The organism is Rhodococcus sp. P-2, from assembly GCF_016598535.1.
GTDB classification, from domain to species: domain Bacteria; phylum Actinomycetota; class Actinomycetes; order Mycobacteriales; family Mycobacteriaceae; genus Rhodococcus_F; species Rhodococcus_F baikonurensis.
The window spans coordinates 4,634,882-4,660,819 of the sequence record NZ_CP066779.1 but is presented as its reverse complement, the minus strand read 5'-3'; the positions used below and the strand labels follow the sequence as shown (position 1 = coordinate 4,660,819).

26 protein-coding genes are annotated in these 25,938 nt (G+C 62.1%); 14 read left to right on the top strand and 12 right to left on the bottom strand.

The genetic code is table 11. The features are described from left to right. Window positions 1-28: 28 nt before the first annotated feature. Window positions 29-1,441: a C4-dicarboxylate transporter DctA gene (locus I7X09_RS21940; protein WP_007734438.1), complete on the top strand. Its 1,413-nt coding sequence runs from the start codon at window positions 29-31 to the stop codon at window positions 1,439-1,441. Between the two features lie 131 nt (window positions 1,442-1,572). On the opposite strand, the gene I7X09_RS21935 is transcribed toward I7X09_RS21940, so the two are convergent. The 3 genes from I7X09_RS21935 to I7X09_RS21925 all read right to left on the bottom strand — a co-directional run bounded on the left by I7X09_RS21935 (window position 1,573) and on the right by I7X09_RS21925 (window position 5,177). Then, window positions 1,573-2,796 carry an acyl-CoA dehydrogenase family protein gene (locus tag I7X09_RS21935; RefSeq protein WP_200313659.1) on the bottom strand — a complete coding sequence of 408 codons (1,224 nt, stop codon included), beginning with the start codon at window positions 2,794-2,796 and terminating at the stop codon, window positions 1,573-1,575. Further along, window positions 2,793-4,070 carry an acyl-CoA dehydrogenase family protein gene (locus I7X09_RS21930; RefSeq protein ID WP_200313657.1) on the bottom strand — a complete coding sequence of 426 codons (1,278 nt, stop codon included), beginning with the start codon at window positions 4,068-4,070 and terminating at the stop codon, window positions 2,793-2,795. Before I7X09_RS21930 ends, I7X09_RS21935 begins: the two co-directional genes overlap by 4 nt. A gap of 126 nt (window positions 4,071-4,196) precedes the next feature. Continuing rightward, entirely contained in the window at window positions 4,197-5,177 is a 981-nt protein-coding gene (locus I7X09_RS21925; protein ID WP_234036670.1) for a sucrase ferredoxin, read from the bottom strand. Between the two features lie 122 nt (window positions 5,178-5,299). Between I7X09_RS21925 and I7X09_RS21920 the strand changes: the two genes are divergently transcribed. From I7X09_RS21920 to I7X09_RS21905, 4 genes are all read left to right on the top strand, one after another. Continuing rightward, window positions 5,300-6,238: an ABC transporter substrate-binding protein gene (locus I7X09_RS21920; RefSeq protein ID WP_124568775.1), complete on the top strand. Its 939-nt coding sequence runs from the start codon at window positions 5,300-5,302 to the stop codon at window positions 6,236-6,238. A gap of 30 nt (window positions 6,239-6,268) precedes the next feature. Further along, complete coding sequence (locus tag I7X09_RS21915) at window positions 6,269-6,766, top strand: glutathione peroxidase (RefSeq protein WP_095971414.1); 498 nt, start codon at window positions 6,269-6,271, stop codon at window positions 6,764-6,766. A gap of 123 nt (window positions 6,767-6,889) precedes the next feature. Next, window positions 6,890-7,594: a DUF2334 domain-containing protein gene (locus tag I7X09_RS21910; RefSeq protein ID WP_019747074.1), complete on the top strand. Its 705-nt coding sequence runs from the start codon at window positions 6,890-6,892 to the stop codon at window positions 7,592-7,594. A 226-nt stretch (window positions 7,595-7,820) separates the two neighbouring features. After that, on the top strand, window positions 7,821-9,191 hold the full coding sequence (locus I7X09_RS21905) for an Ig-like domain-containing protein (protein ID WP_200313655.1): 1,371 nt from the start codon (window positions 7,821-7,823) through the stop codon (window positions 9,189-9,191). 8 nt (window positions 9,192-9,199) lie between these two features. Here the strand turns inward: I7X09_RS21905 and I7X09_RS21900 are convergent, their stop codons facing one another. After that, window positions 9,200-9,847 (bottom strand): MBL fold metallo-hydrolase, encoded by a 648-nt coding sequence (locus I7X09_RS21900; RefSeq protein ID WP_095971412.1) that lies wholly within the window; start codon window positions 9,845-9,847, stop codon window positions 9,200-9,202. A 165-nt stretch (window positions 9,848-10,012) separates the two neighbouring features. Here I7X09_RS21900 and purS point away from each other — a divergent pair, with 165 nt between their 5' ends. Together purS and purQ are read left to right on the top strand one after the other, a co-directional pair. Further along, a complete protein-coding gene (purS, locus tag I7X09_RS21895; protein WP_003945817.1) occupies window positions 10,013-10,252 on the top strand; it encodes a phosphoribosylformylglycinamidine synthase subunit PurS in 240 nt (79 codons plus the stop codon). After that, a complete protein-coding gene (gene purQ, locus I7X09_RS21890) occupies window positions 10,249-10,926 on the top strand; it encodes a phosphoribosylformylglycinamidine synthase subunit PurQ (protein WP_050655460.1) in 678 nt (225 codons plus the stop codon). Before purS ends, purQ begins: the two co-directional genes overlap by 4 nt. A gap of 79 nt (window positions 10,927-11,005) precedes the next feature. On the opposite strand, the gene I7X09_RS21885 is transcribed toward purQ, so the two are convergent. After that, window positions 11,006-12,226 (bottom strand): pyridoxal phosphate-dependent aminotransferase, encoded by a 1,221-nt coding sequence (locus I7X09_RS21885; RefSeq protein WP_095971411.1) that lies wholly within the window; start codon window positions 12,224-12,226, stop codon window positions 11,006-11,008. Between the two features lie 140 nt (window positions 12,227-12,366). On the opposite strand from I7X09_RS21885, the gene I7X09_RS21880 reads away from it, so the two are divergent. Together I7X09_RS21880 and I7X09_RS21875 are read left to right on the top strand one after the other, a co-directional pair. Further along, on the top strand, window positions 12,367-13,773 hold the full coding sequence (locus I7X09_RS21880) for an aminotransferase-like domain-containing protein (RefSeq protein WP_200313652.1): 1,407 nt from the start codon (window positions 12,367-12,369) through the stop codon (window positions 13,771-13,773). Window positions 13,774-13,830: 57 nt separating this feature from the next. Continuing rightward, window positions 13,831-14,277: a MarR family winged helix-turn-helix transcriptional regulator gene (locus I7X09_RS21875; RefSeq protein WP_200313650.1), complete on the top strand. Its 447-nt coding sequence runs from the start codon at window positions 13,831-13,833 to the stop codon at window positions 14,275-14,277. 6 nt (window positions 14,278-14,283) lie between these two features. Here I7X09_RS21875 and I7X09_RS21870 read toward each other — a convergent pair whose 3' ends face one another. Beyond that, the gene (locus tag I7X09_RS21870; protein WP_200313648.1) at window positions 14,284-15,492 is read right to left on the bottom strand and encodes a macrolide family glycosyltransferase; all 1,209 of its coding nucleotides are present in this window, start codon (window positions 15,490-15,492) and stop codon (window positions 14,284-14,286) included. A 181-nt stretch (window positions 15,493-15,673) separates the two neighbouring features. On the opposite strand from I7X09_RS21870, the gene I7X09_RS21865 reads away from it, so the two are divergent. Beyond that, window positions 15,674-15,964, top strand: a complete 291-nt coding sequence (locus I7X09_RS21865) for a YiaA/YiaB family inner membrane protein (RefSeq protein WP_003945505.1) — start codon at window positions 15,674-15,676, stop codon at window positions 15,962-15,964. Here I7X09_RS21865 and I7X09_RS21860 read toward each other — a convergent pair. Both I7X09_RS21860 and I7X09_RS21855 read right to left on the bottom strand, forming a co-directional pair. Further along, a complete protein-coding gene (locus tag I7X09_RS21860; protein ID WP_200313646.1) occupies window positions 15,948-17,054 on the bottom strand; it encodes a sensor histidine kinase in 1,107 nt (368 codons plus the stop codon). The genes I7X09_RS21865 and I7X09_RS21860 overlap by 17 nt on opposite strands. Further along, complete coding sequence (locus tag I7X09_RS21855; RefSeq protein WP_166811594.1) at window positions 17,051-17,764, bottom strand: response regulator transcription factor; 714 nt, start codon at window positions 17,762-17,764, stop codon at window positions 17,051-17,053. Before I7X09_RS21855 ends, I7X09_RS21860 begins: the two co-directional genes overlap by 4 nt. 216 nt (window positions 17,765-17,980) lie before the next feature. Between I7X09_RS21855 and I7X09_RS21850 the strand changes: the two genes are divergently transcribed. Together I7X09_RS21850 and I7X09_RS21845 are read left to right on the top strand one after the other, a co-directional pair. After that, window positions 17,981-18,631 carry a DUF305 domain-containing protein gene (locus I7X09_RS21850; protein ID WP_200313644.1) on the top strand — a complete coding sequence of 217 codons (651 nt, stop codon included), beginning with the start codon at window positions 17,981-17,983 and terminating at the stop codon, window positions 18,629-18,631. 127 nt (window positions 18,632-18,758) lie between these two features. Next, window positions 18,759-20,822 (top strand): heavy metal translocating P-type ATPase, encoded by a 2,064-nt coding sequence (locus I7X09_RS21845; RefSeq protein WP_234036669.1) that lies wholly within the window; start codon window positions 18,759-18,761, stop codon window positions 20,820-20,822. Window positions 20,823-20,840: 18 nt separating this feature from the next. On the opposite strand, the gene I7X09_RS21840 is transcribed toward I7X09_RS21845, so the two are convergent. From I7X09_RS21840 to I7X09_RS21830, 3 genes are all read right to left on the bottom strand, one after another. Beyond that, a complete protein-coding gene (locus I7X09_RS21840; protein ID WP_095971403.1) occupies window positions 20,841-21,611 on the bottom strand; it encodes an alpha/beta fold hydrolase in 771 nt (256 codons plus the stop codon). A 143-nt stretch (window positions 21,612-21,754) separates the two neighbouring features. After that, complete coding sequence (locus I7X09_RS21835; RefSeq protein WP_200313640.1) at window positions 21,755-22,294, bottom strand: hypothetical protein; 540 nt, start codon at window positions 22,292-22,294, stop codon at window positions 21,755-21,757. Window positions 22,295-22,345: 51 nt separating this feature from the next. Continuing rightward, window positions 22,346-23,947 (bottom strand): ABC-F family ATP-binding cassette domain-containing protein, encoded by a 1,602-nt coding sequence (locus tag I7X09_RS21830; RefSeq protein ID WP_200313638.1) that lies wholly within the window; start codon window positions 23,945-23,947, stop codon window positions 22,346-22,348. A 281-nt stretch (window positions 23,948-24,228) separates the two neighbouring features. Between I7X09_RS21830 and I7X09_RS21825 the strand changes: the two genes are divergently transcribed. Further along, complete coding sequence (locus tag I7X09_RS21825) at window positions 24,229-24,684, top strand: VOC family protein (RefSeq protein WP_124568763.1); 456 nt, start codon at window positions 24,229-24,231, stop codon at window positions 24,682-24,684. After that, on the top strand, window positions 24,681-25,316 hold the full coding sequence (locus tag I7X09_RS21820) for a flavin reductase family protein (RefSeq protein ID WP_325100593.1): 636 nt from the start codon (window positions 24,681-24,683) through the stop codon (window positions 25,314-25,316). Before I7X09_RS21825 ends, I7X09_RS21820 begins: the two co-directional genes overlap by 4 nt. Here I7X09_RS21820 and I7X09_RS21815 read toward each other — a convergent pair. After that, window positions 25,283-25,879, bottom strand: a complete 597-nt coding sequence (locus I7X09_RS21815) for a MarR family winged helix-turn-helix transcriptional regulator (protein ID WP_124568762.1) — start codon at window positions 25,877-25,879, stop codon at window positions 25,283-25,285. The two genes, I7X09_RS21820 and I7X09_RS21815, sit on opposite strands and share 34 nt — an antisense overlap. Window positions 25,880-25,938: the final 59 nt, after the last annotated feature.

Genomic DNA, 25,938 nt, shown 5'->3' with positions numbered 1-25,938 from the left:
CACAGATATCCGATCCAAAGGACACCCCATGAGCAGCACGGCAACAGGGACAGTAGACGGTTCCCCACAGCCCGAGGGCACCAAGGCAAAGCGCGACAAGACGCATTGGCTCTACATGAGCGTCATCGTCGCGGTCATCGGCGGCATCCTCGTCGGTTGGCTCGCACCCGAGTTCGGTAAGTCCGTCGGTGTACTCGGCACGTTGTTCGTCAGCTTGATCAAGATGATGATCAGCCCGGTCATCTTCTGCACCATCGTGCTCGGCATCGGCTCGGTTCGAGCTGCGGCCAAGGTCGGCAAGGTCGGCGGCCTCGCACTCGCCTACTTCATCGGGATGTCCACCATCGCACTCGCGATCGGCCTGGGCGTCGGCAACCTGCTCAACCCGGGCAGTGGCCTGAACATCACGCCTAACGCGGCCTCTGTGGCCAAGCTTGCAGATCAGGCCCACAGTGCGGGCGGTACCTGGGACTTCATCGCGTCCATCATTCCGACGTCGATGCTGTCCTCCCTCACAGCCGGCAGCGTGCTGCAGACTCTGTTCGTCGCCCTTCTGGTCGGCTTCGCGATCCAGTCGCTCGGCAAGTCGGGTGAACCGATTCTCAAGGCCGTCGGATACATCCAGAAGCTCGTGTTCAAGATCCTGACAATGATCCTCTGGCTTGCCCCGATCGGTGCTTTCGGTGCCATCGCCAGCGTCGTCGGCCAGACCGGTTTGAACGCCGTCGTTCAGCTCGGAACCCTGATGATCGGCTTCTACCTGACCTGCCTGATCTTCGTCTTCGGTGTTCTCGGAACCCTGCTGCGCGCCGTCACCGGGTTCAACATCTTCAAGCTGGTCAAGTACCTGGCCCGTGAGTACCTGCTCATCTTCGCCACCTCGTCCTCCGAATCGGCACTGCCGCGTCTGATCGCCAAGATGGAGCACGTGGGCGTCGAGCGCACCACGGTAGGCATCGTCGTTCCCACCGGCTACTCGTTCAACCTCGACGGCACCGCGATCTACCTGACGATGGCGTCGATCTTCATTGCCGACGCCATGGGACAGCCGCTCGGTTTCGGTGAGCAGCTCTCGCTGCTGGTGTTCATGATCATCGCCTCCAAGGGCGCTGCCGGAGTCAGCGGCGCCGGCCTGGCCACGCTGGCCGGTGGTCTGCAGAGCCACCGCCCCGAGCTTCTCGACGGCGTCGGGCTCATCGTCGGAATCGACCGCTTCATGTCGGAAGCGCGAGCAATCACCAACTTCTCGGGCAACGCTGTCGCGACTCTCCTGGTCGGCGCGTGGACCAAGACGATCGACAAGGAACGCGTCGTCGAGGTGCTCGACGGCAAGATCCCGTTCAACGAGGCCACGATGCTCGACGACGAGGACGAAGAAGAGCAGCACAAACTCGAAACGGCTCCGACCGGCACCAAGCAGTCGTTTGTGAGCCATCACTAGATCCGTCCGCTCTGCTGAACGTTTGACCGCACAGCAGGCGCGGAACCCGATCTACGATCAGTGATCCTGGTCGTAACGATGAAAGAGACCGCCGCACCAACCGTGCGACGGTCTCTTTCTGTTCGTGGGTGCTATGTGTACCAGGTCGGTTCGGGAATCTCGCCGGTCAGATAGCGGCTACCGACTTCACGGCGCTTGTACGCGAGCGGATCGTGAAGGGTATGCGTCCGGATGTTGCGCCAGTAGATGTCCAAGCCCACGTCGTTGGACGTGGCTCTGGCACCCGTCAGTTCGAAGATCTTGTTGCTGATCTCCAAGGACACGTCGGCGGCGCGAAGTTTTGCGGCCGCGATCCGTACGGCAAGATCGCCGCGAGCCTGCTCGGTGAGGTTTTCGCGAGCGTCGTGGAGCACGGTGTCGGCCTCACGGCTGACCTGATCCACGAAGGCCTCCGCTGCCCACAGCTTGGATTGCAAGTCACCGTAGCCCTCACGGAGGTACCACTCGTCCGTTGCGATTTCGCGGTTGTCACCGCCGTACGGCCATGGACGCGTACGGGTTCGGGTGTACTCGGCCGCAGTGTCCAGTGCGCCACGGGCGATCCCGAGGTAGAAGTTCGCGAACACGATCTCGATGGCCGGGAAGTTCAGGGTGTTGTAGACCAGCGGTTGGAATTCCTTGTCGACAAAGCCTGCCGCGCTTGCCCAGTCGACCTCGACGTCGTTGATCTCGACACTGCCGGAATCGGTGAGGCGCTGCCCGAGGTTGTCCCAGTCTCCGCGGAAGACTATGCCGTCCTGAGCAGTCGGCACGATCGCGAACACATGCGTCGCCGTTCCGTCGATGATTCCCTCGAGCACCGTGAGGTCGGTGACTCGTCCTCCGGTGGAAAACGACTTCACACCGTTGAACACCAGGTTGTCTCCGCGGTCCACGACGGTGAGGTCGGTGTCTCGAGGATTCACCGCGCCACCGAAGAAGAATCGGTTGCTCGTGTACAGCTCCTCGACAGCGGAGATCTGCGGATCGGTACCGACCAATCTGGCTGCCCATGCCCACAGGTAGTGATACCCGAGCAGTTGTCCGATGGAGCCGTCGGCGCGCGCGATCTCCCGAACCACCTTGTAGGCGGTCTCCCATCGCTGCCCACCGCCGCCGAACTCGACCGGGCCCAGGAGCGTCACCAGACCACTGTCCTTGAGCAGCTGGACTTCTCGGAACGGTGGTTCGCCGGCTCGGTCGCGGGCGAGCGCGTCGGCGGCAAGGATGTTGCTCACCTCGCGTGCGCGGTCGATCCAACCCTCGGATGTGTCGGGAACGCCGACGAAGACTTCGGTTTCACTGGTCACGGTCATGCCTGTTCATCCTTTTCGGTCGGTGCAGTCCCGATGGCCCACACGTAAATCGGTTCGGTTCCGTTGATTTCGTAGTCGCCGACAACTTTGGATTTGAAGACGACCGGGTTGTGGCTGGCGACGGTGCGGGCATTGCGCCAGAATCGATCGAGATCGAGGTCGCGGCTCACTCCGGAAGCGCCGAGCGCGTCGAAGATCTTGGCCGTGGCCGGCACGACGAGTCCGATCGAGGCGACTTGGCCTCGCCCCGAATCGATTTCGGCCGCAATGTTGGCCGCCTTCTCTTCCTCGCGCGACCCCGAGAATGCGGCTTCGTAAGCCCATTGGGACGACTGCGCTGCGTGCACTGCAACGGCCTCGGCGGCAAAGGCAGCTGAGGAGACCTCGCCGACCACTTGCTGAATCTGTGAATCCTGCGCGTATCTCGGTGCGTTGCCGTGACTGAAGGTTCGAGTGCGAGCGGCAACTCGGCGAGAGATCTCGGTCGTCGCGGCCTTGGCAATGCCGGCGAGGGTGGCGAGATGGAACAGTTGGTAGAACGCGGTCTGATATTTGAAACGCGTCGAGAAGTCGAAGATGTTCTCCGGCTGGACAATCGCGTCCTCGTAGACCGACGAACCGGAGCCAGTCGTCTGCTGGCCGAACCCGTTCCAGTCGTCGCTGTGCGTGACTCCGGGTTGTCTCGCTTCCACTGCGGCGATCACGAATGCGCCGGTGTCGGTGCGCTGTGAGTACAGGTCGATCCAATCGGCGAAAATGGAACCCGTGCTGTAGAACTTTGCCCCGTTCGCCAGGAAGTGATCGGCGTCGGGCGCCGGCGAGACCTTGGTGTTGGCTTCTCCCAGTGCAACGTCGCCGATCTCGGTCCACGCGTTTCCGACCAACTGTCCCTCTGCAAAGCGTCGGAGCCAGGTGTCACGTTCCGGTCCGGGATCGGCGACCAGTCGGTCTTCGACAAACGCGAAGTGTCCGCGTAGTGCCTGCGTGATGTTGGAATCGGCACTCGACAGTTCGACCAACAAGCGGATCAGCTGAGGGATGCTCGCGCCGGACCCACCGTGTGTCGTCGGCACCCGAACGGCGCCGAAGCCTGCTTTCTTGAGTGCATCGATCTGTTGAAAGGGAAGGACATGATCGCGTTCGCGTTCCACGACGCTTTGTGCGATGTCCGCGAAGATCGGACGGAATTTCTCTGCCAGCGTTTCGTAGTCGACCTCACTCTTGATCGGATCTGCAGACCGGGAAACGGCATTCGGCGTCAGTGCGGTGGTCATGGGAAGAATGCAAGCTGTAATCACCAGGGGCGTCGATCCTTCATCGCGACCTGATTCGAAGTGTTGTCAGTCCGCGCAAATCTCGGTTCGATGGCCTGCCGGGCAGTCGCAGCGGAAATCGAGTGGTCAGTGCGGTTGCTCGAGAAGGTGCTCGACGATCCATCCACTCCATTCGACCGTTCCTCCGGAACCACAATCATGTCCGAACGGCTGCCCGGGAGGACCGGGCCGGACGACCACGCGAAAGTCTCTCTCCTCCAACCGAAGATCGACGGTCGCGCATACTCCGTCGACGCTCTCGGTGATGCTCTCGAGTGCATCCGTTGCGACGATGTCGGTAGCGCGTCGGACGGCGTGCTCGGCGGCCTGAGCGGCCTGCGACAGTGCCGCCCGGCCGCGCAGGTGAGTCACCGCCAGTTCTCCGTTCAGGTACTTCTCGACTGCGTCCGTGGCGGAGTCGCCGTCCAGCCGACTGAAATAGACTGCGGCGGGCCACGCAATCATGTTGGCCGCGAAACGGTCTCCGCCGATGTGACTGCATTCCCACACGTCCGCGATCCCGGCAACGCCCAGTGCCGACACCACCGGACGGCCGAGTTCCGCGCAGCACGCATCCTTTTTTCCATGTGTGCACACTGCGAAGAGTGGTTCAGTGCGGGAGCGGCCGAAGTCGGGTTCCACTCCCGCGGCCATCGATTCGAACGGCAGTACCGACAGATCCTCGTATCGGTCCACCGACCCTTCGCGCATCCACTGGCGGATGCCGTCCGTCCACGCGAGTACACACGTCGGCGTGAGAACCCGGCGGTTGCGGGTCCGCCGGATCACCACGAGGCGGATACGGCCCTGCGCTGCGTAGATCTTTTCGGTGAGCGCGACGGGGAGAACGTCGTCGGGGGCGGACGCCGGCCAGGGGCCGGGGTGCTCGATCAACACCCACAGATGTGTCGTTCCGGCGCGACCGACCATCGGTTCACCGGCAGTTGACGACTGCCGTGTACAGGCGTGAGGGCGTCGACTGGTTTGTGGATTGGCGACAAATTCCGAAAGGCACTGCATTGATGCCTTCCCCAGGACACCGTCGCCGTGGCAGGGAAGGGAAGACATGATGAGGCTCCAGTCTCGTAGGTTAGGCTCACCAGACTATTGGATGGTGAATCCTTTGCTCAGCCGTGGTGAATGCGCGTGGCTGTGACGGTCGGAAGCAGTCGGTAACAGGAGTGTTGGGAATGAAACGCAGTAACTCGCGGACGAAGTACGTGCTGGGTGGTTTTGTTCTCGCCGCCGTCGTGGCAACGACAACGGCGTGTGGAAGTGACGACACGACGGATACCGGCAGTCAGTCTGCCGACACCGTGCACGCGGTCACCCACGCCCGCGGAACCACCGACGTCCCGATGGATCCGCAGCGAGTTGTCGTGCTCGAGCCGGTTCAGCTCGACACGTCGGTAGCGCTGGGCGTGATCCCCGTGGGCACCGCGGTACTGAGCGAGACGACCGGTGTTCCCGCGTACCTCGGTGAGGAGGCCGCGGAGATCGAGATGGTCGGCACCGTCGCGGCACCGAACCTCGAGAAGATCGTCGCCCTGAGCCCGGACCTGATCATCGGAACGGAAACACGGCACGGTGATCTGTACGAGCAGCTCGCTGCCATCGCGCCGACCGTCTACATGGCAACCCAGACCGATCCGTGGCAGGACAACGTCCAGTTCGTCGCAGAGGCGTTGAACAAGACCGATCAGGCAGGCGAACTGCTCGGCGACTACACGGCACGCTGCGAGGAAGTGGCCGGCAAGCACAGCACCGAGGGCAAGACCGCTCAGCTCATCCGCCCACGCGACGACGTTCTGACGCTGTACGGGCCCACCTCGTTTGCCGGAAGCACTCTCGAATGCGCGGGACTCACGATTCCGGCACGCGACTGGGAGAACTCGATCTCCGTCGACCTCTCCCCGGAATTCGTCTCCGGAGCCAACGCCGACCTCATCCTGGTGACCTCCGCGAAACCGGCCGATGCAAGCACGATGCCGAAGGCCGTGGCGGACAACGCCGGACTCTTCCCGAACCCGCATCTGGTCGACATGTCCTACTGGATCACCGGAGTCGGACCGCTCGGCGGCCTCACCGTCCTCGACGACCTCGATCGCATTCTCGGAGCGTCGACGTAGCAGCGGACAAGAGTCGCTAAGTTGGAGCCTATGACAACTCCAGTACAGAACATCGCGATCAACACCCTCGGTGGCGTGCCCACCTCGTTGGGTGAATACGACGGCCGCGCCGTCCTCGTCGTCAACGTGGCATCCAAGTGTGGGCTGACCCCGCAGTACTCGGCGCTCGAGAAGCTGGCCGGCGAGTACGCGGATCGCGGTCTGACCGTGATCGGCATCCCGTGCAACCAGTTCATGGGGCAGGAACCGGGTACCGCCGAAGAGATCGAGACGTTCTGCTCCACCACCTACGGCGTCACGTTCCCGCTTCTCGAGAAGATCGAGGTGAACGGAGAAAACCAGCATCCGCTGTATGCCGAGCTCACCAAGGCGGCCGACGCCGAAGGCACTGCGGGAGACGTTCAGTGGAACTTCGAGAAGTTCCTGATCGGACCGGACGGCACCGTCGTCAACCGCTTCCGTCCGCGGACCGAGCCTGACGCACCCGAGGTCGTCGCCGCGATCGAAGCTGCGCTTCCCAAGAACTAGTAGCTGCGCTTCCGAAGAATTGGTAGCTGCGCTTCCCGAGAACTGGTAGCTGCGCTGAAAACTGCCGCCGGATGATCATCCGGCGGCAGTGTGCTGTTCACCCACAGCTGCCACTATCGGAGTATGTCCGCAGAACTGATCGTGTCGGTATCCGGAATCAGAGACGAGACATGTTATCTCGCTGCCGGATTCGCTGACGAGATGGACGCTCGAGGTGTCCGCCTGTCGCTCCTGGTGGCGCCGCGACTGAAGGACAAATATCGACTGGCCGACGACGCGGTGACGACGGCTTGGCTGCGTGAGCGTCGTGAGCACGGCGACGCCATCGTTCTGCACGGCTACGACCAGGCAGCGACCAAGCGCCGTCGGGCCGAGTTCGCCACTCTGTCGAAGCACGAAGCAAAGCTGCGACTACTCGCTGCGGATCGAGTTCTCGAGCATGCCGGCCTTCGGACCCGGGTGTTCGCGCCGCCGCGCTGGGTGGCGTCGCCCGGTGCCATGTCGGTGTTGCCGGAGACGGGTTTTCGCACGATGGCAGGCCTCGGGGCAGTGCACGATCTGACCCGAGGCACCTTGCAGCGGGGACGGGTTTTCGGTATCGGCGAGGGCTTCAAGGCCGAGCCGTGGTGGTGTCGCGCATTGGTTCTCGGAGCCGGGCGCGCCGCCAAGCGTGGGGGACTGGTCAGATTGTCGATCACGGCCAAGCAGTTGGGAAACGAGGGCCCGAGGCAGGCAGTTCTCGACGCCGTCGACCTTGCACTCTTTCACGAAGCCACCTCGCAGGTGTATCGGTGGAACTCCCCGTCTCAGGAGCTCGGCGCTGCCTGAATTCGGTAGTTGGCAACTATTCGATAGCTACGAAATGGTGTCGTCTGTCCGGGTTGTCCGAGCGGGCTGACTCTTCGCCCTTCTTCCGTTTCTTGCTGGCAGTAGTGCAGAGCGGGTCAAATTTGCACAAAACGGACGCTGAATTCAAGTGTGGAGTCATCCAACTTCTTCGCTGCTAGAGTGCGTGCAGTTAATCTGCCGCTAGTAGATGGGTTGGGGTTTCACCATGCGCGCACGAGTGCTCACCAAGTCGGCCAAAGGTCTTGTCGCTGTGACTGTGGGCGTGGTCGTCTGCGGTGCGGTCGTCCCGACGCTCGCGTCTGCCGCTCCGACCGGCGTGGTCCACACTCTGCCGACGGGAAGTATCGACGGCGGATCGAGTGGATCGAGTGACGGCGTCCGCACCGCGACCGTCGACGACGAAGGCGAGCAACTCACGTTGCGACTCCACAAGATGAATCTGCGGGGACCCGACTTCTCGATGACTGTGCAAGAAAGCGGCGGCGAGCTTTCCCACGTGGTGATCCCGGCGCCCCGTTCGTACATCGGCAGCGTGGAAGGGCATCCGGACGCAATCGTCTCGGCCATCGTCGACTCCGCTGGAACACTGCGCGGACAGGTGATTTTCGATCGGGGCGCTTCGATCGAGTTCGTCGGATCGGACGTGGTCGGTCGCAGCACCGCGCCGATCGATGCGAAGCCGCAGTGGCCGACCGCCTCCATCGCGACGGCCTCGGCAGCAAACGTCGGCAAGACGGTGAAGCAGTTCGTGGTGGGGTTGGACCTGAGCGGCGAATGCTACTCCGCGCACGGTGAAGGCAGTCCTGCCGTCGCCCTGGACCGGGCCGAGGAATCCATGGCCAGAACCGCTGCGATCTGGATCAGAGACGTCGGAATCCGGCCGATCCTCGGTCGGGTCGTCCTTCGGGCAGATGCCGCCGACGATCCGTATTCGAGCAGTTGTGAAAACCTCGAGCAGTTGGAAGAACTGTGGTCCGATCAAGTCGGGACCAGCGTCGATCAGGCGACTGTCGTGTGCAAATCCGGTGGCGGAAATGCCTATTACTCGAAGTTCGAACTCGATCACAGCTACGCGCACGTCGGTGCCGAGCCCGATGGCACCTTCAGTCGCGTCCTCCGCCACGAGTTGGGCCACAACTTCTATGCCGACGACTATCACGGCGGTGGCGCCGAGGGATCGGCCATCATGAACGGCAACGACCTCTCGCGCTTCGACGGCACCGAATTTGCTGCCATCGTCGATGCTGCGGATGTTGCCTCGGCTCGACTCGACGATGTCGGTCGGTACACGGCAAGTCCGATCCCGCCGTACGCCGCACTCGACACCGCGCGGGTCCGCTCAGGTGGCGCGGTCACCGTCGACGCCGTCGCGAATGATCATGACAGCAACGGAGATTCGATCAAGGTGACCGGCGTCGAGGCGACATCACTTCTCGGTGGCACGGTAAAGCTCGAAAACGGTGAAGTTGTGTTCGAGGCCGGAACGAAGACAGGCACCGACAGGATTCTCTACACACTCACCGACGCAGCCGGCGGGACGAGCACCGGCTGGATCATCGTCGACGTGAGTGCGTGAGAACTGAGTCAGGCGACTTCGACGCTCGACTCCTCGCCGAGAACTCGGAACTCGGTGCCGTCGGCAGCCATTTCCGAATAGCGACCGTAGAAAATACCTGTGGCTTCGTCGCGGATGATCGCTTGATGGATGGGAACCGCGACGCGCGGCGCAACCGCACGGAGGTAGTCGATGGCCTCCGAGATCTTGAGCCACGGTGCGGCGGCGGGGAGGGCAAGAACGTCGACCGTCTGTTCGGGGACGAAGAGGGAATCGCCGGGGTGCATGAACTGCGCCGGGTTGCTCGCGTCGCCGAGGAGGAACGCGGTGTTGTCGATCATCGGTAGGTCCGGATGGATGATCGCGTGCTCTCCGCCCGCTCCGGTCACCTCGACGTCACCGATGCTGAACCGGTCGCCCGGGCGGACTCCGGTCCAGCGTCCACCGAGCTTTTCCGCCGTCTGCGGATCGCTGTAGAGCACGGCGTCGGGGTTGGCTTCGGCCAGTTCGGGCAGGCGCGCGGGGTCGGCATGATCGGGGTGTTGATGTGTCACGAGGATGGCGTCGAGGCCGGTGATGCCTTCGAACCCGTGCGAGAAGTTGCCGGGATCGAAGAGGATCTTCGATCCGTTCAACTCCACGAGAACACAGGAATGGCCAAAATGTGTCAGTCGCATGATTTCGAGTATGCGCCGCCCTGAAGGGACTCGCAGGCGGCTCTCGCGGGTGTTGGCCGTCACGCCCCGATCACTCGATGCGAACCATCTCGGGTACGCCCGGTAAACTGGCCATCACCCGAGCGTTTCACTCCGGGTTCGCGCACTAGTACCGAGGAGCAGCACGTGGCCCGTGTCGTCGTCGAAGTCATGCCCAAGGCCGAGATTCTCGACCCCCAGGGACAGGCAATTGTCGGGGCACTGTCTCGCCTGGGCTTTGCAGGAGTATCCGATGTCCGTCAGGGCAAGCGGTTCGAGTTGGAGATCGACGGCAGTGTCGAAGACGCCGAACTCGAGAAGATCGCCGAAGGCCTGCTGGCCAACACGGTGATCGAGGATTGGACCGTCAGGCGAGTCGAGGCATGAGCGCACGTATCGGGGTAATCACGTTCCCGGGCACGCTCGACGACATCGACGCAGCCCGGGCTGTGAACCTGGCCGGCGGTGAAGCTGTCGAACTCTGGCACGGCGACGCAGACCTCAAGGGTGTCGACGCGGTTGTCGTTCCCGGTGGATTCTCCTACGGCGACTACCTTCGCTGCGGCGCAATCGCACGTTTTGCTCCCGCGATGGGCAAGGTTGTCGAAGCAGCCAAGGGCGGCATGCCGGTCCTGGGCATCTGCAACGGTTTCCAGATCCTCTGCGAGGCAGGTTTGCTCCCCGGTGCCCTGACCCGTAACCAGGGTCTGCACTTCATCTGCCGCGACGAGTGGTTGACGGTCGAAGCCAACAACACGGCTTGGTCCTCACGCTACGAGGCCGGCGCCCAGATCCTCATCCCCCTCAAGTCGGGTGAAGGTCGCTTCCAGGCGTCCGAGAAGGTTCTCGACGAACTCGAGGGCGAAGGCCGCGTCGTCTTCCGTTACTCGGAGGAGAACCCCAACGGTTCGCAGCGTCGCATCGCCGGCATCTCTTCGGCCAACGGCCGCGTCGTCGGTTTGATGCCGCACCCCGAGCACGCCACCGAGGCTCTCACCGGTCCCAGTGACGACGGATTGGGCTTGTTCTACTCGGCACTCGACGCGATCGTCACTGCCTGATCGCCTGCTGATTTTCACCACTGAACGCCGACCGGAAATCCGGTCGGCGTTCAGTCGTACGTGGGCCCGGTAACCAGGGTTACTGGCTGTAGGAACTGAGGAAGTTGCCGAGTCGCTCGAGAGCGGTCGAGAGATCGTCGGTGTTGGGGAGAGTCACCAACCGGAAGTGATCGGGTTCGATCCAATTGAATGCGCGACCGTGGCTGACCAGGATCTTCTCCGACTCCAGTAGATCGAGAACGAACCTCTCGTCGTCGACGATGCCGAACTTGTCGACGTCGAGCTTGGGGAACAGGTACAGCGCCCCGTCGGCCTGTTGGCAACTGATTCCGTCGATGCTGTTGAGCGTGCTGTGCGCGAGATCGCGCTGCGCTGTCAGCCGGCCTTGTGGAAGCAACAGGTCCTCGATGGACTGGCGCCCGCCGAGTGCGGTCTGGATCGCGTGCTGCGCCGGAACGTTGGCACACATTCGCATGTTGGCCAGCAGTTTGATGCCTTCGATGAAACTCGACGCCCGCTCTAGTGGTCCGGTGATTGCCAGCCATCCTGCTCGGAACCCGCAGACGCGGTAGGCCTTGGACAGCCCCGAGTACGTCAGACACAGGACGTCTCGCCCGGTCATCGACGCAAGGTTTGTCATGGATCGGCCGTCGTAGACGATCTTTTCGTAGATTTCGTCGGCGAAGAGCATCAGATCGTGTTTGCGCGCGATGTCCACGAAGCGTTGCAGCACCTCCGTCGAGTAGACGGCGCCCGTCGGATTGTTGGGATTGATGACGACAATCCCTCGGGTACGGGGAGAGATCCGAGCTTCCAGATCGTCGAAGTCCGGTGCCCAGCCCTGGCTTTCATCGGTGAGGTAGTGGACCGGCGTGCCGCCGGCAAGTGAAACCGAAGCCGTCCACAAGGGGTAGTCGGGAGCGGGAATCAGGATCTCGTCCTCGGGATTGCAGAGCGCCTGCATCGTCAGCGTGATCAGTTCGGAGACGCCGTTTCCGAGATAGATCTCGTCGACGGTGACATCGGTGATACCCCGCGTCTGGTAGTACTGCACCACCGCGGTGCGCGCCGAATACAGTCCGCGAGAATCGCAATATCCCTGCGCGGTAGGGAGATTGCGGATCATGGCCATCATGATTTCGTCCGGAGCTTCGAATCCGAAGGGGGCCGGATTGCCGACGTTGAGTCGCAGGATCGTGTGTCCCTGATCCTCGAGTTCTTCGGTCTTGTCGAGAATTCGCCCTCTGATGTCGTACCTGACATTCTCGAGCTTGCGGGCCTGATCGATGGGTGTGTTCACGCGGTTACGTACCTCTTCCGGTTCGGTTGGGCGAGTTGTGTTTCAGATGAGAAGGGCGCCTCAGGGTTCAGCTCTGGAAACGGACATTGATTCGCGATAGCGCTAGCGTCGGTGGGAGAGTAGCGCTACTATGTTTCGACATGTCCAATGATAGCAGTTCGAGGATTGTCGCAGCCCTGCGTGAATGGATCGCGACGGCTCCTCCCGGCGCGAAGCTTCCGTCCACTCGGTCGCTCGTGAGCCTGCACGGTGCCAGTCCGGTCACCGTGCAGAAGGCGCTGCGAACGCTGGTATCTCAGGGAGTCGTAGAGGCTCGTCCCGGAGTGGGAACCTTCGTACGCGCGGCGCGCGTCGTGCGACCCAACGATTACGGGTGGCAGACAGCGGCGCTCGGATCGCCGAATTATCGGCTGCAACTGCCTATTGCGCTGCAGTCCACCTCCAACGACGTGATCGCGCTGCATTCCGGCTATCCGGCCCGAGAGCTGTTGCCGGAAGGTCTGGTTCGTGCAGCCTTCACCAGGGCGACGCGAACCGACGCCGTGTTCAATCGACCCCTCGCTGCCGGGCTTCCGGAACTGCAGTCCTGGTTTGCCTCCGAATTGGGTTCCGCTACTCCTGTCGGGATCACTCCGCCGGGGCCGAACGACGTGGTTGTACTTCCCGGCAGTCAGGGTGGGCTTGCGACGTCCTTCCGTGCGTTGGTGGGGGAGGGGCGGCCGTTGCTCATGGAATCGCCGACCTACTGGGGTGCGATCCTGGCTGCCGCGCAGGCTGGAGTCACGGTCATTCCGATCTCCAGCGGCGCCAACGGTCCTGATCCTGAAGAGCTTTCGCGTGCATTCGAACAGACCGGTGCCCGTGCGTTCTATGCACAACCGAGCTTCGCGAGTCCGACGGGAGCGCTGTGGTCGCCGTCGTTGGCTGACAAGGTTCTCGACACCGTCCGTCGGCACGGCGCGTTCCTCATCGAGGACAGTTCGGCGCTCGACTTCGGAATCACCGCAGATCCCAGCCCCATCGCTGCTCGCGACGACAGTGGACACGTCGTCTACCTTCGTGCACTGACCAAGAGCGTCTCGCCGTCGGTGCGAGTTGCGGGATTGATCGCCCGAGGCCCGGCCTACGAGCGAATTCTTGCTGATACACAGGCAGATTCGATGTATGTCAGTGGGATGCTGCAAGCGGTAGCGCTCGACGTCGTGACCCAGCCGGCCTGGCGCACGCACTTGCGCAGGCTTCGTCACCAACTCGAGGCCAGACGCGATCTCCTCGTGTCGAGTTTGCGCGAACATGCGCCGGACGCTCACCTCGACGCCGTACCGCAAGGCGGACTCAACCTCTGGCTGCGGCTCCCGGACACCACGAATCTCGAACGCGTGGTGCAGGACTGCCGGTCGGCCGGCGTCATCGTCGGGGCCGGTGACGATTGGTTCCCGGCGGAACCGACCGGAAAGTTCTTGCGGCTCAACTACGCCGGACCGAACCCGGGTGAGTTCCCCGACGCTGCCCGCATCATCGGCCGAGCAATCACACAACATATGTAGAACTTCACCTCGCTGGTGGTTGACCTGAACTTCCGTTGAGGTTTTATCGTCGTATCCATGAACGAACAAGCGATGCAGCCACCGGCCAATCAGCCGATCGGATTCTGGACCGCGCGTGCCGGTGAGGCGATTCGTGCGCGCACGAGGGGAGCGCTCGAAGCGGTCGGCGTCACCCAGCCGCAATGGTGGGTCCTGCACCAACTTTCGCTGCACCCTGAAGGGATGGAGCGAGCTGCCCTCCTCCGCACGATCGGTCCGAACGAATCAACTGACGTGGTCGACGCGGCCGTCGACTCTGCCCTCGATCTGGGGTGGGCGCGTGAAGACGGGGCTGTCCTTCTCCCCACTGATGCGGGCTCCCAGCAGTTCGAACGCGCCGCGCGGGTACAGCAGATGCTGCAGGAAGAGCGGATGCAGGGAATCAGCGAAGAAGAGTTCGTCACCACCATCACGGTTCTGCAGCGAACCATCAAGAACGTAGGTGGCGACGCCTGGCACTGGTAACCGCCACTACCGCCGCCCGCTGCCGGGTAGGACGGCTTCGATCAACTCGACGGCACGGGACACACCGCCCGCCGCTGCGAGCTCTTTTGCCAACTCTGTACTGCGTCGTCGGAACTCGTCCGAACTCACCCGAGCCAACGCCTCACGAAGCTCTGCTGCCGTGACGGTAGCGCTGTCGACGCGTACTGCGACACCGGCGTCGACCAGCGAGTCGGCGTTGCCGAACTGATCGACGGCTTGCGGCACCGCGATCATGGGTGTGCCGGTCACGAGCCCCTCGCTGGATCCGCCCATGCCCGCGTGGGTCACGAACGCGTCGGCCTCCTGCAGAATCGCGAACTGCGGTACCCATCGGTGTATTTCGACGTTGTCGGGCACTGGTCCGAGATCTGAGATCTGCACCTGCTTTCCGATCTGGAGGACGACGTGCCAGCCGTCCAGCTCGCCGAAAGCCTCGACGCAGGTGCGGTAGAAATCCGGATGATCGGTGAAGGCTGAACCCAACGAAATCAACAGAAGTTTGCGGTCCGGATCCGGGTTCACCCAGGGTTGACTGCTCGGTTCGAGTGCTGGGCCGACAAACGTGTACACGTCACGGTTCACGCGATCGGCGTTGGGCTGCATCGATTCTGCGATCAGAACGATCGCACGCGGTGGGCGTCCGGTGAACTCGCGCGGGTCGACCTCGACGCCTTCGCTGCGGAAGAACCGGGCCTCCCGATCGAGCAGGTCGACGCCTCTCGGGTCGGAGCGAATCTCGTCGTACATCGGTGCGGCGTCGGCTTCGTAACCGTCCCAGGCAACGTACGTCGGCGACAGCTGGATGATGGGAACGTTCCACTGCTGAGCCAGTATTCGCGCTGGAACTCCCGCGATGTCGTAGAGGAAGAGGTCGGGACGGTCGTCGTCGTAGATTCGGCGAAGCTGCGGCAGCATCGACTCGTAGTCGTCCTGGAAAATCGTCAACTGATCGATCAGATCCCCGTCCCAACTCTTCTCCGGTTCGGCGCCGTCAGGGGAAGGAACGAGGCTGGGCAATGTGGAGACGTACGGTGCGAATTCGGCCCCGGTCGCCTCGATGACCTCACGCATCGACTCGTCGTTGGCGTAGGTGACGCGGTGACCGGCGGCGACGAGACGCGCGATGATCGCCAGGCTCGGATTGACGTGGCCAGGTGCCGGAATGCTCACCATGGCGATATGTCTGCGGGTCATCGATCACTCCTGCCGTCTGACTGTTGTCGAACGACAACTGTTCTGGAACAACTCCGGATACCGGACCGAGACTATCCACCAGGATAGGTAACGGCATCTGATTTTTTGTCGGGGAAGTACCGTGCACTCTCGAGTAGGACTACGCATCCGAGTGCCGGGATGGGCGAGCAGACTTCGAAGCATGAGCACACCGACAACACCTTCGAAGACCACTGCAGCCTTCTATCTTCAGGCCGGAATAGCCTTTGCCGTCAGTTTTGTCGGCACCCTCCTCGGAATTGCGTATCTTCCGATCGATGCGTGGCAACGCGGATTTCTCGGAATGTCCTTGCTGTTCCTGGTCACCAGTACGTTCACGTTGGCCAAGGTGATTCGTGATCAGCAGGAAGCGTCGACAGTCAGGGTTCGAGTGGACGAAGCTCGACTCGAGAAGTTGATCGCCGAGCACGATCCGTTCAAAGCGGCAGCCTGAAACCTGTCGGCAAGGTGAGGATCAGCGTGCTGCCGGGAGGTTGTTCGTTTCGGAGCGCCACCAGATCGCCGCCGTGTGCAAGCGCGAGGCTACGCGCAATCGTGAGCCCCAAACCGGAACCGTCGGATCGATCACCGCGATGGAAACGGTCGAAGACTGATTCGAGTTCGTCTGTGGGAATTCCGTCACCGGTGTCGGTGACGGACACCGAGAGGTGGTCACCTTCCCGCGCGAGTGTCACCGTCACCGAACCTCCGCTCGGAGTGTGCCGCAACGCGTTTTCGAGCAGGTTGGCGAGGATCTGGTCGATTCGTTGGCGATCGACCTCGGTCGTGATCGGTTGCGGAGGTAGCGAGGTAGTCAATTCGACTCCACGATCGGCGAAACGCGGCGCCGCTGCTGCCGTTGCGCTGCAAACGATGTCGTCGATATTCTCATCCCGGCGATCGAGTTCGAGAGCGTGTTCGTCGGCAGCGGAGACGTCCGCCAGATCACAAGAGAGCCGACGCAGTCTTTCGAGTTGATCGCGCATGACCGACCACGAAGAGGAGTCCGTGGGTAGGACGCCATCCTCGATGCCGTCCACGTACGCAGCCAAAGTCGATACCGGAGTGCGTAATTCGTGGGCAAGATCGGCAAGCAGGCGTTTGCGGACCCGATCCGAATGATCAAGGCGTGCCGCCATGTCGGCAAAGGTAGTTTCGAGACGCGTGAAATCGGCATCTACGCCGGACCGGCCGATAGTCACGTCGAAGTTCCCGTCGGCGACGCTTTGAGCCGCCTCCGCCAGCGTTGAGATCGGGGCGGTGATGCGTCGGACGATGTAGACCGCGGCGATGCCGGCGCCCACCAGTGCGACTGCAATCCCGCACAACAGAGCGATGGTCATCGTCTGAGCGAAAGCTTCTTCGGTGTGGGTACGGACGTTCGAGTCTTCGATGCCGGCCATCATGAGGTGGTTGTGAAAGAGCGGGGCAGCGACGGCAATGGCGACTGCGGCGATGGCGAGGCAGGAGACGAACAGAACGACAAGCTGCGCGAGCAGCAGTTTTCCGCGTAGCCCGAGTTTGTTCATGACGACCGCGTTCATGACGACCTCAGGGAGTATCCGACGCCCCTGACGGTCCTGATGAACCGAGGATCGGTCGCGTCGTCGCCGAGTTTGCGGCGTAACGCACGGACATGGACGTCGACGATGTGCTGGTCCCCGAACCAGGACGACCCCCACACCGAGGTGATGATCTCGGCCCGACTCCAGGCAGCGTCGGGTCGGGATGCGAGTGCGGACAACAGAGTGAACTCGGTGGGAGTGAGATCGACCAGGGTGTCGTCCACACGAACCGTGCGGGACAGGACGTCGATGTCGAGTCCGGGAGGCGTTGGCAGTACTTTCGGCAGCAAGCTCGACGCGCGTGGCCGTCTGAGCAGTGCTTTCACTCGCGCAACCAACTCGCGGGGGCCGAAGGGTTTGACCACGTAGTCGTCTGCGCCGGCTGCCAGTCCGGTTACCTTGTCCGACTCGTCACCGCGGGCGGAGAGCATCAGGACATACGCGTCGGAAAACGTGCGGATCCGCCGGCAGACTTCCAGACCGTCGAAGCCCGGAAGCATCAGGTCGAGCACGATCAGTGCGGGCTCGAAGTCGCGCACCGAACGTACTGCGCTCGGCCCGTCGTGGGCGAGGCGCACGGTGAATCCCTCGCGTGTCAGATAATTGGCGACAACCTTCGCAAGGGCAGTCTCGTCGTCGACGACAAGAACACGCCCCGGTTCCTCGCCAGGTCGTAGTTCGGCGCTCATCGAACCGAGGTTAGTCGACTGCGTGTGTGCATTTCTGTCGCGTGGTGATTTCCGTTCGACTGTGAAGATTCGATGAAGGAAGCCTGTTTGGGCCGGTTATCGGGCTTCGAGGCGGATTTCCGCCGGTAACGTGGCAACTGCGCATTTGCAGCACTGTCGTCAAATCAATTGTGGTGCAGTGCATATCGAACAGAATCAACTCTCGGGAGTGAAAACATGTCTTTGACGGTCAGGAAGAGCGCCACGCGGTTCGTTCCGGTTGTGGCAGCGGCAGCACTGTTGATTGCCGGATGCTCGGACAACTCCGGGGAGAGTGTCAACCATTCTTCCGAAACAACCAGCGTCGCAGCACAGTCGGAGATTCCCGCGGGGGTCAATGCCGCCGACATCGAGTTTCTCGAAGGGATGTACCCGCATCACGCGCAGGCATTGGACATGGCCAGAATGGTCGACGGTCGAACCGACAATGCGGAACTTCTCTCGCTTGCAGCGCAGATAGAGGCGGCGCAAGGCCCGGAAATGGCTCAGATGACCGAATTCCTGACGAAGTGGGGACGCCCCGATCCTTCGTCGAGTTCGATGGAGGGCATGGATGATTCGGCGCATGCGGGACACGGCGTCGGTATGGCCGAGATGCCGGGCATGATGTCGGCCGACGACATGACCGCCCTCACCGACGCCAGTGGCGCGGAGTTCGACAAGTTGTGGTTGACGATGATGATCGAGCACCACAAGGGTGCCATCACCATGTCCCAGACCGAGCTCGACAACGGGCTCGATCCATCGGCGGAGAAGATGGCAGAAGCTATCATCGCCGGTCAGCAGGCAGAAATCACTCAGATGGAAACGATGTTGAAGGGGAGTTGAGCGATTGACGTTGGCCGCGTGACCTTGCTCGGTGGCTGAGCCGGGCATACGTTCGAGGCTGATGGCTTGACCGCTGCAGTGCCGGAATCACACGCGAGGGGATGACCGCCACATGGATCACAGTCAGATGGACCATAACGAGATGGACCACAGCCAGATGAACCACAGTCAGATGGAGCATGGGGCACACGGTGGTCACGGGGATCACGTCGCACAGTTCCGGACGTTGTTCGCAGTCATGCTGGTAATCGCAGTTCCGGTTGTTGCGGCAGATGCGATGTTCGCTGATCTGGTCGGGTACACCCTTCCGGAAAACTCTCTGGTGGAATGGATCTCACCGGTACTCGGCACGGGGATGTACTTCTGGGGCGGCAAGCCGTTCCTCACCGGCGCTGTCGCCGAAATACGTTCTCGGCAACCCGGAATGATGCTTCTGATCGCACTTGCCATCACCGTTGCCTTCTTCGCGTCTTGGGCTGCAAGTCTGCACTGGGTGGATCACACTCTTGATTTCTGGTGGGAGCTCGCGCTCCTGATCGTGATCATGTTGTTGGGTCACTGGATCGAGATGCGTTCGCTCAGTCAGACTTCGAGCGCCTTGGACTCTCTTGCCGCTTTGCTGCCCGACGAGGCCGAACGGGTAGTGGGGGAGTCGGTGGAAACCGTGCCCACCGCAGCTCTGGCTACCGGCGACCTGGTGATAGTTCGCCCCGGCGCCCGAGTTCCCTCGGACGGAACCGTGGTCGAGGGAAGCGCCGACATGGACGAATCCATGATCACGGGCGAGTCGAAGACCGTCCGCCGGACTGTCGGAGATCAGGTGGTGGCCGGCACCGTAGCCACCGACTCGGCACTTCGGATTCGAGTCACCGCGGTGGGAGAAGACACCGCACTCGCCGGTATCCGGCGCCTGGTCGAGCAGGCACAGAACTCGTCGAGTCGTGCTCAGGTGTTGGCAGACAAGGCCGCTGCTCTGCTGTTCTGGTACGCACTCGGCGCGGCAGTGCTGACCGCGATCGCCTGGAGTATCTGGGGCACCCCGGAGAGCGCAGTCACCCGGACGATCACCGTTCTGGTGATCGCCTGCCCGCACGCGCTCGGGTTGGCGATTCCGCTCGTCGTCTCGATCGCGACGGAACGGGCGGCTCGGGCTGGGATCTTGATCACCGACCGCATGGCCCTCGAGGCGATGCGCAACGTTGACACCGTTCTCTTCGACAAGACCGGCACTCTCACCAAGGGGGAGCCCGCAGTGGTCGGTGTACGCGGTGTCGACGGGTATTCCGATGATGACGTGCTCAGCGCGGCAGCTGCCGTCGAGTTCGACAGCGAACATCCACTCGGGCGCGCCGTCGTCGCAGCGGCGCGGGAGTTGTCGCTCGACTTCACTTCGGGTTCCGACTTTCAGGCGCACAACGGGATCGGGGTTGCTGCGGACGTCGCCGGTGCACGCGTCGGTGTCGGCGGACCGGGGATGTTGAGATCGGTCGGGGCCACAGCGATCCCGGGGACCGAAGAGTGGCTGAGTGACGGGTCGACCGTCCTGCATGTAGTGCGTGACGAGAAGGTGATCGGTGCATTGGCATTGGCCGACGAGATTCGCCCGGAATCTGCATTGGCCGTGGACGCCCTCCACGCTCGCGGTGTGCGCGTGGCCATGGTCACCGGAGACGCGGAGGCCGTGGCCCATTCGGTGGCTCGCAGGCTCGGGATCGACGAAGTTTTCGCCGAGGTGCTTCCGCAGGACAAGGGAGCACAGGTATCTCGGCTTCAGGCTGCGGGCCACCGCGTGGCGATGGTCGGTGACGGGGTCAACGATGCGCCGGCACTTGCCCAGGCGGATGTGGGTATCGCGATCGGTGCCGGAACCGACGTGGCGATCGCGTCGGCGGGAGTTGTTCTGGCCAGCGATGATCCGCGTTCGGTGAGCTCGGTCATCGAGCTGTCCCGCGCCACCTACCGGAAGATGGTTCAGAACCTCTGGTGGGCAGCGGGATACAACGCGATCTCGGTTCCCCTCGCTGCGGGAGTACTGGCGCCCGTCGGGTTCGTGCTGCCGATGGAGGTCGGAGCAATCCTGATGTCGGTATCCACTGTGGTCGTTGCCGCGAATGCTCAGTTGCTGCGACGCTTGGACTTGCGGCAACCACCGGTGACCGCGCTCGAGTCGAGAGTGCTCACACCGCAGTAGTGAGCGGATGAAGGCGGACTACTGTCGGCTCAGGAACGGAATGAGCGCACGCAGCACAGCTTCGGAGTCCGCGACCGCGCTCGCGTGATCAGCCCCCTCGATCACGGCCAAAGCACTGTCCGGAATCATGGACTCCAGATGCTCGGTATCCGGCAGGCGCTCGCGATCTCTCGATCCGACGAACAACAAAGTCGGCGTGGCGATCCGGCGAAGCACGGCGTCGTCGATGCCCTGCTCCTTCTCCGCACGCCGCATGTAGGCCGCGAGTGCGAGGGGATCGTTGATTCGAAAGGCAGTCGCGGTCTGAGGATCCACCGGTTTGCCGCGTCTCGCGCCCCAACCGGTCAGAAATCCTTCGATACCGCCGCTTTCGAGTGCGTCGATGCAGCCTGGGAAGAACAATGCGTCGAACGCGCCCGTCATCGGTCGGCTACTGCCGCCGCCGACGGTCAGCGATCGCACCCGTTCGGAGTGCTCGACAGTCAGCGACATCACCGAGCGCCCGCCGAACGAGTATCCGAGGACGTGAGCCGGTTCGAACGGAGACTCCGTGTCGAGGATCTCCAGGAGATCGCCGACCACCAGATCCATTGCATACGAATCGGAGTCGTGTGGTTTGTCGCTGCGTCCGTGACCCCGCATGTCGACGAGAATCAGACGATACTGTTCCTGGAGCGCCTTGACGTACCCGAAGCCACGCCAGATGGAGCGAGACAACGCAGTGCCGTGCACCATCAACAGGGGTGGGCCGTCGCCCACGATCTGATAGGTGATCCGCGCACCGTCCACCGGATTTCTCACGTCGTGCAACACCCGTCCAGTATGGGTGCCAGTTACTACGCACGTGAACTCGAGTAGCCGTCCGGAGCCATTTCGACGGATTCCGTGAACTTTCACGAACAGTCGAGCAATCAACTCGGCTTCCCTCAGAGCTACCGGTCACCGCCCGGCCGGGCAGTACCCACTGTGCCAAGCAGTGCATCGGTGACGGGGTCTGCCGTGCTGACGCCTGCGGCTATGCCCCGAAGCAGAGCCTCGAAATCAGCGGCAACGACGGTGACCTCCTCGAACTCCGGCTCTCCCCCACGGACGACCTGACCGTCCGGAGCGAGCGCCAAGTACTCGTACCCATTGCGTACAGACAGCAGAACCGGGAGGTGAGCGGACCAGAAGGCGTTGATCGCCGCGCGCTCAGCCGGCCCGGAAGCGACCGCCAGGCTCTCGTGCCGGAACGCATTCCAGGGAAACGCCTCATCGCTGATACCAACTCCACCGGCATAGTTCTCCGCCGAGAGAAACCACACCTGGTCGTCTGAACTGGCAAGTACGGAGAACGAGCTCGCCCACACGACGAGTTGATCACAAACGCCGACCAGAGGTTGCGGAACTGGGGCAGAGGCCGATCGAGTAGGTTCTTCGCGAACCCAACCTGCAATCGACAGGGCGGCGGTTGCGTCGAGGTGAAGGCACATCGCCCCACAGTAAGGCCGGACCGTCTCGCGCCGCTAGCGTCAACCGTCGGCCTACTCGGGATCGACGTCCTGAATACCATTCTCGTCCATGCTGATCCACCGCGTTATGCCGATGTCGCGCAGGAACGGCAGATCGTGACTCACCACCACCATGGCACCGCGGAAATCCGAAAGTGCCTGCGTGAGATGGGCGAGACTCGGTAGGTCCAGATTGTTGGTCGGCTCGTCGAGAAGAAGCAGCTGAGGCGCGGGTTCGGCCAGAAGGATCGTCGCCAACGCGGCGCGCAATCGTTCACCGCCGGAGAGCGCCGATGCCAAGACGTCGGAATCCGTTCCCCGGAAAAGGAACCGTGCCAACTGCCCACGAATTTCCTCGGCCGTTGCGTGTGGCGCAGCCAATGCGACGTTGTCCGCCACCGAGAGATCCTCGTCGAACACGTCGAGACGTTGGGGGAGCGCACGAGAGGCTACGAACGGAGTCGACGCAGCGAGTGCATCGAGCAACGTCGTCTTGCCGATTCCGTTGCGTCCCATTATCGCAATCCGCTCCGGCCCGGTGATCTGGAGCGATACCACTTGGCCGCTCCGCAACGTCACCTCGTCGAGCCGCGCAACCTGCTGCCCCGGATGAACCTCTGTAGCAGGAAGGTCCAGGCGGATCTCGCGATCGTCTCGAAGGAGTTCCTCTGCCTCCGACAGGGCAGACTTGGCCTCGTCCACCTTCCCGATATGGTTGAGGGCCAGCTTTCCGGCCGAAACTTGGGCTTGGCGTTTTCGTTCCTGCGCGATAATCAGTGGCACCCGCTTGTTCTCGAACATCTTCTGCCCATAGCGCTTACGTCGGTCCAGTTTTGTTCGAGCGTCGATCAGCTCGCGGCTCTGCTTCGCCAGATCGGCCTTGGCGTCGCGAACGGTGGCGAGTGCGTTTTCCTGCTCAGCGGTCACGACCTCCTGGTAGTGCGAGTAGTTGCCGCCGAACACGCGTAGATCCCCCCGACGTAGTTCGACCGTGTACTCCGCGGTGTCGAGCAGTTCCCGGTCGTGACTGACGATCAGTACGGTTCCCGGAAACTGTTGGACTGCAGCATGAACTCGTGATCGAGCGTCGCGGTCCAGGTTGTTGGTCGGCTCGTCGAGGAGCAGCACCTGCGGATTCTTCAGCAGCGTTGCGGTCAGGCCGAGTAGGACGGTCTCTCCGCCGGAGAGGGTGCCAACGGTTCGGCTCAGTGCCGCCGTATCCGGAACTACCTTCGCGAGGCCGAGTCGATGCAAGGTGGAGAGAGCGCTCTCCTCGATATCCCAGTTGTTGTCCACGAGTGCAAAATCGGACTCGGATCCGCCACCGGTTTCGATGCGGTGCAATGCGTTTCGTAGTTCGTGGATACCGAGGATATCGTCCACCCGAACACTCGGATCGAGTGTGATGTCCTGACGGAGGTAGCCGACCTCGCCGGAAGCGGTCACGGATCCGGATTCCGGTGAGAGCTCTCCTGCGATCAATCGCAGCAGAGTCGATTTTCCCGATCCATTGAGTCCCACGAGACCGACACGGCCACTGGGGAATACAAAGTTGTTGCGGGAAAAGACTGATTCGCCGTCCGGCCAGGTGAAGGTGAGATCCGAGAGCGACAGAGAAGAATGGGATTGGGTCATGAGTACTCCAGAGGGTGCTTGGACTGTGCGCCCGGCTCAGCAACTGCTGATGGGTGCGAGTGCCTTCGCGTAATGAACCTCTAGAGGAGCAACGGCCCGTTTCCTGTTCTGTCGGGAATGATTCGTGTTCCAGGCTAACGCGGTCGACCTGGCGGTGCAATGGGTTATTCGAGCCCGGCTCATTGTGATCTTGACAATAGGCAAACGTATCGGCATTGTTACGCCTGCCAGATGATATGGCTGCCATACTAAATATTCGAGCAGGTATCAGGGAGGAAATCATGGCCGTAGAGGTACTTGAGTTGCATCACATCGGGTTGGGAATGGGGAATGACATCGCCGACCGAACCCGCGACTACTACCGGGACGTTCTCAATCTGACCCAGGATGCGGGACGCTGGCACATTCCCGGTATTCATGGTTACTTCCTCGATATTCCGAGTGATGTGCAGATTCATCTTCTCGGTAGTGACGGGCCTTCCCCCTACAGCAAGGGGCCGGGCAAGGATCCGGTGGAAAATCACATAGCGCTCGCGGTCGCTGACATCGGGGCCGCCGAACGTGAACTGGACAAGCTCGGTGTTGAATACTTTGCTCTGGACAACGTCGCTTCGCCCGACCTCAAGCAGTTGTTCGTGCGCGACCCGGCTGGCAACCTCGTCGAGCTCCACCAGGTGGGATTGTGTAGATGCCGTAAGAGCCTGCGCGCCCAGCCTGCGGCCGGCTCGAGCGAATGATTTTCGACGTGGGGGAGATGGCACCGAAGTCTCGCTACAACCTCCTCGCCTCTCTCATCGTCCCGAGACCGATAGCCTGGATCACGACGGTAAACGTCAGGGGTTTGGTGAACGCCGCCCCGTTCTCATTCTTCAATCTGATGTCGGGGACACCACCGCTCGTGTGCATCGGGATCGGTGCTCGTGAGGGAATTCCGAAGGATACTGCTCGAAATATCGGCGACACAGGTGAGTTCGTGATCAATCTTGTCGACCTCGAGTCTGTCGAGAGTATGAATATCACCGCCGGAGACTATCCAGCCGCAGTTGACGAAACGGCCGTCGCGGGTCTGGAACTGGTTGCTTCACAGAGCATTGCGCCCCCTCGGTTGGCAAGAGCACCAGTTTCGTTGGAATGCGTGGAACAACAGACGTTGTCGATCGGCTACGGGCGATCGATCGTGGTCGGCGAGATCACGACCGCACATGTCGACGACGAGCACGTGTTGGATCCGAGCCGAGGCCACATCGACGGTGCTTCGCTCGATCTCGTGGGGCGAATGCACGGTGGCGGTTGGTACACAACCACTTCCGACCCGTTCAGGCTCGCTCGGGTCGATCAGCCTTCAGTCGTGTCCGGATCTTTGAAATGAGTCCACCACTTGCCGAGGATTCGGCCGAGGTCTTTTCGGTCTCGATCGGACAGAGGGGCGAGGAGGCCACGGCAAGCCTCTTCGAAGGCAGGAACCGTCTCCGCGACAGTGCCTTTCCCGATTTCCGTGATCTGGATGGGAGTGGACCGGCGGTCGGTCCCGGTCCGAGTGCGCTCGACGAATTCGCGCTTCTCGAGCCAGTCGAGGACGCCGGTTGCACTGGCACGGGAGATCCCGAAGTAATCCGAGATGCCGCTCGGTGTCTGCCGCATGTACGGCTCGTCTGTGTCGCTGATCGCCTGGGCGGCGAAGATGAGCAGAACGTCGAGCTTTCGTTCGGAAATCTCGAACGGTTCGAGGCTCCGGTTCACCGAACCGATGATGTCGTCGGCCAGCCACAGCGCGAGCAGCCCCAGTCGAGCAGCGGGAGGGTCGTCGGCAGATCCGTACTGGTCGAACATTGCCAGGACGGGTTCCATTGCTTCATCAGCGGTCCGTTTGCTGCGCTCGGCATTTGTTCCTGCCGAGCCGCGCCGATCGGCATTTGTTCCCGTCGCTTCCACGAATCGAGCTTACAAGTCTGCAGGCCGACCGCGGCAATGCGGCGGAAGCGTCTCGCGCG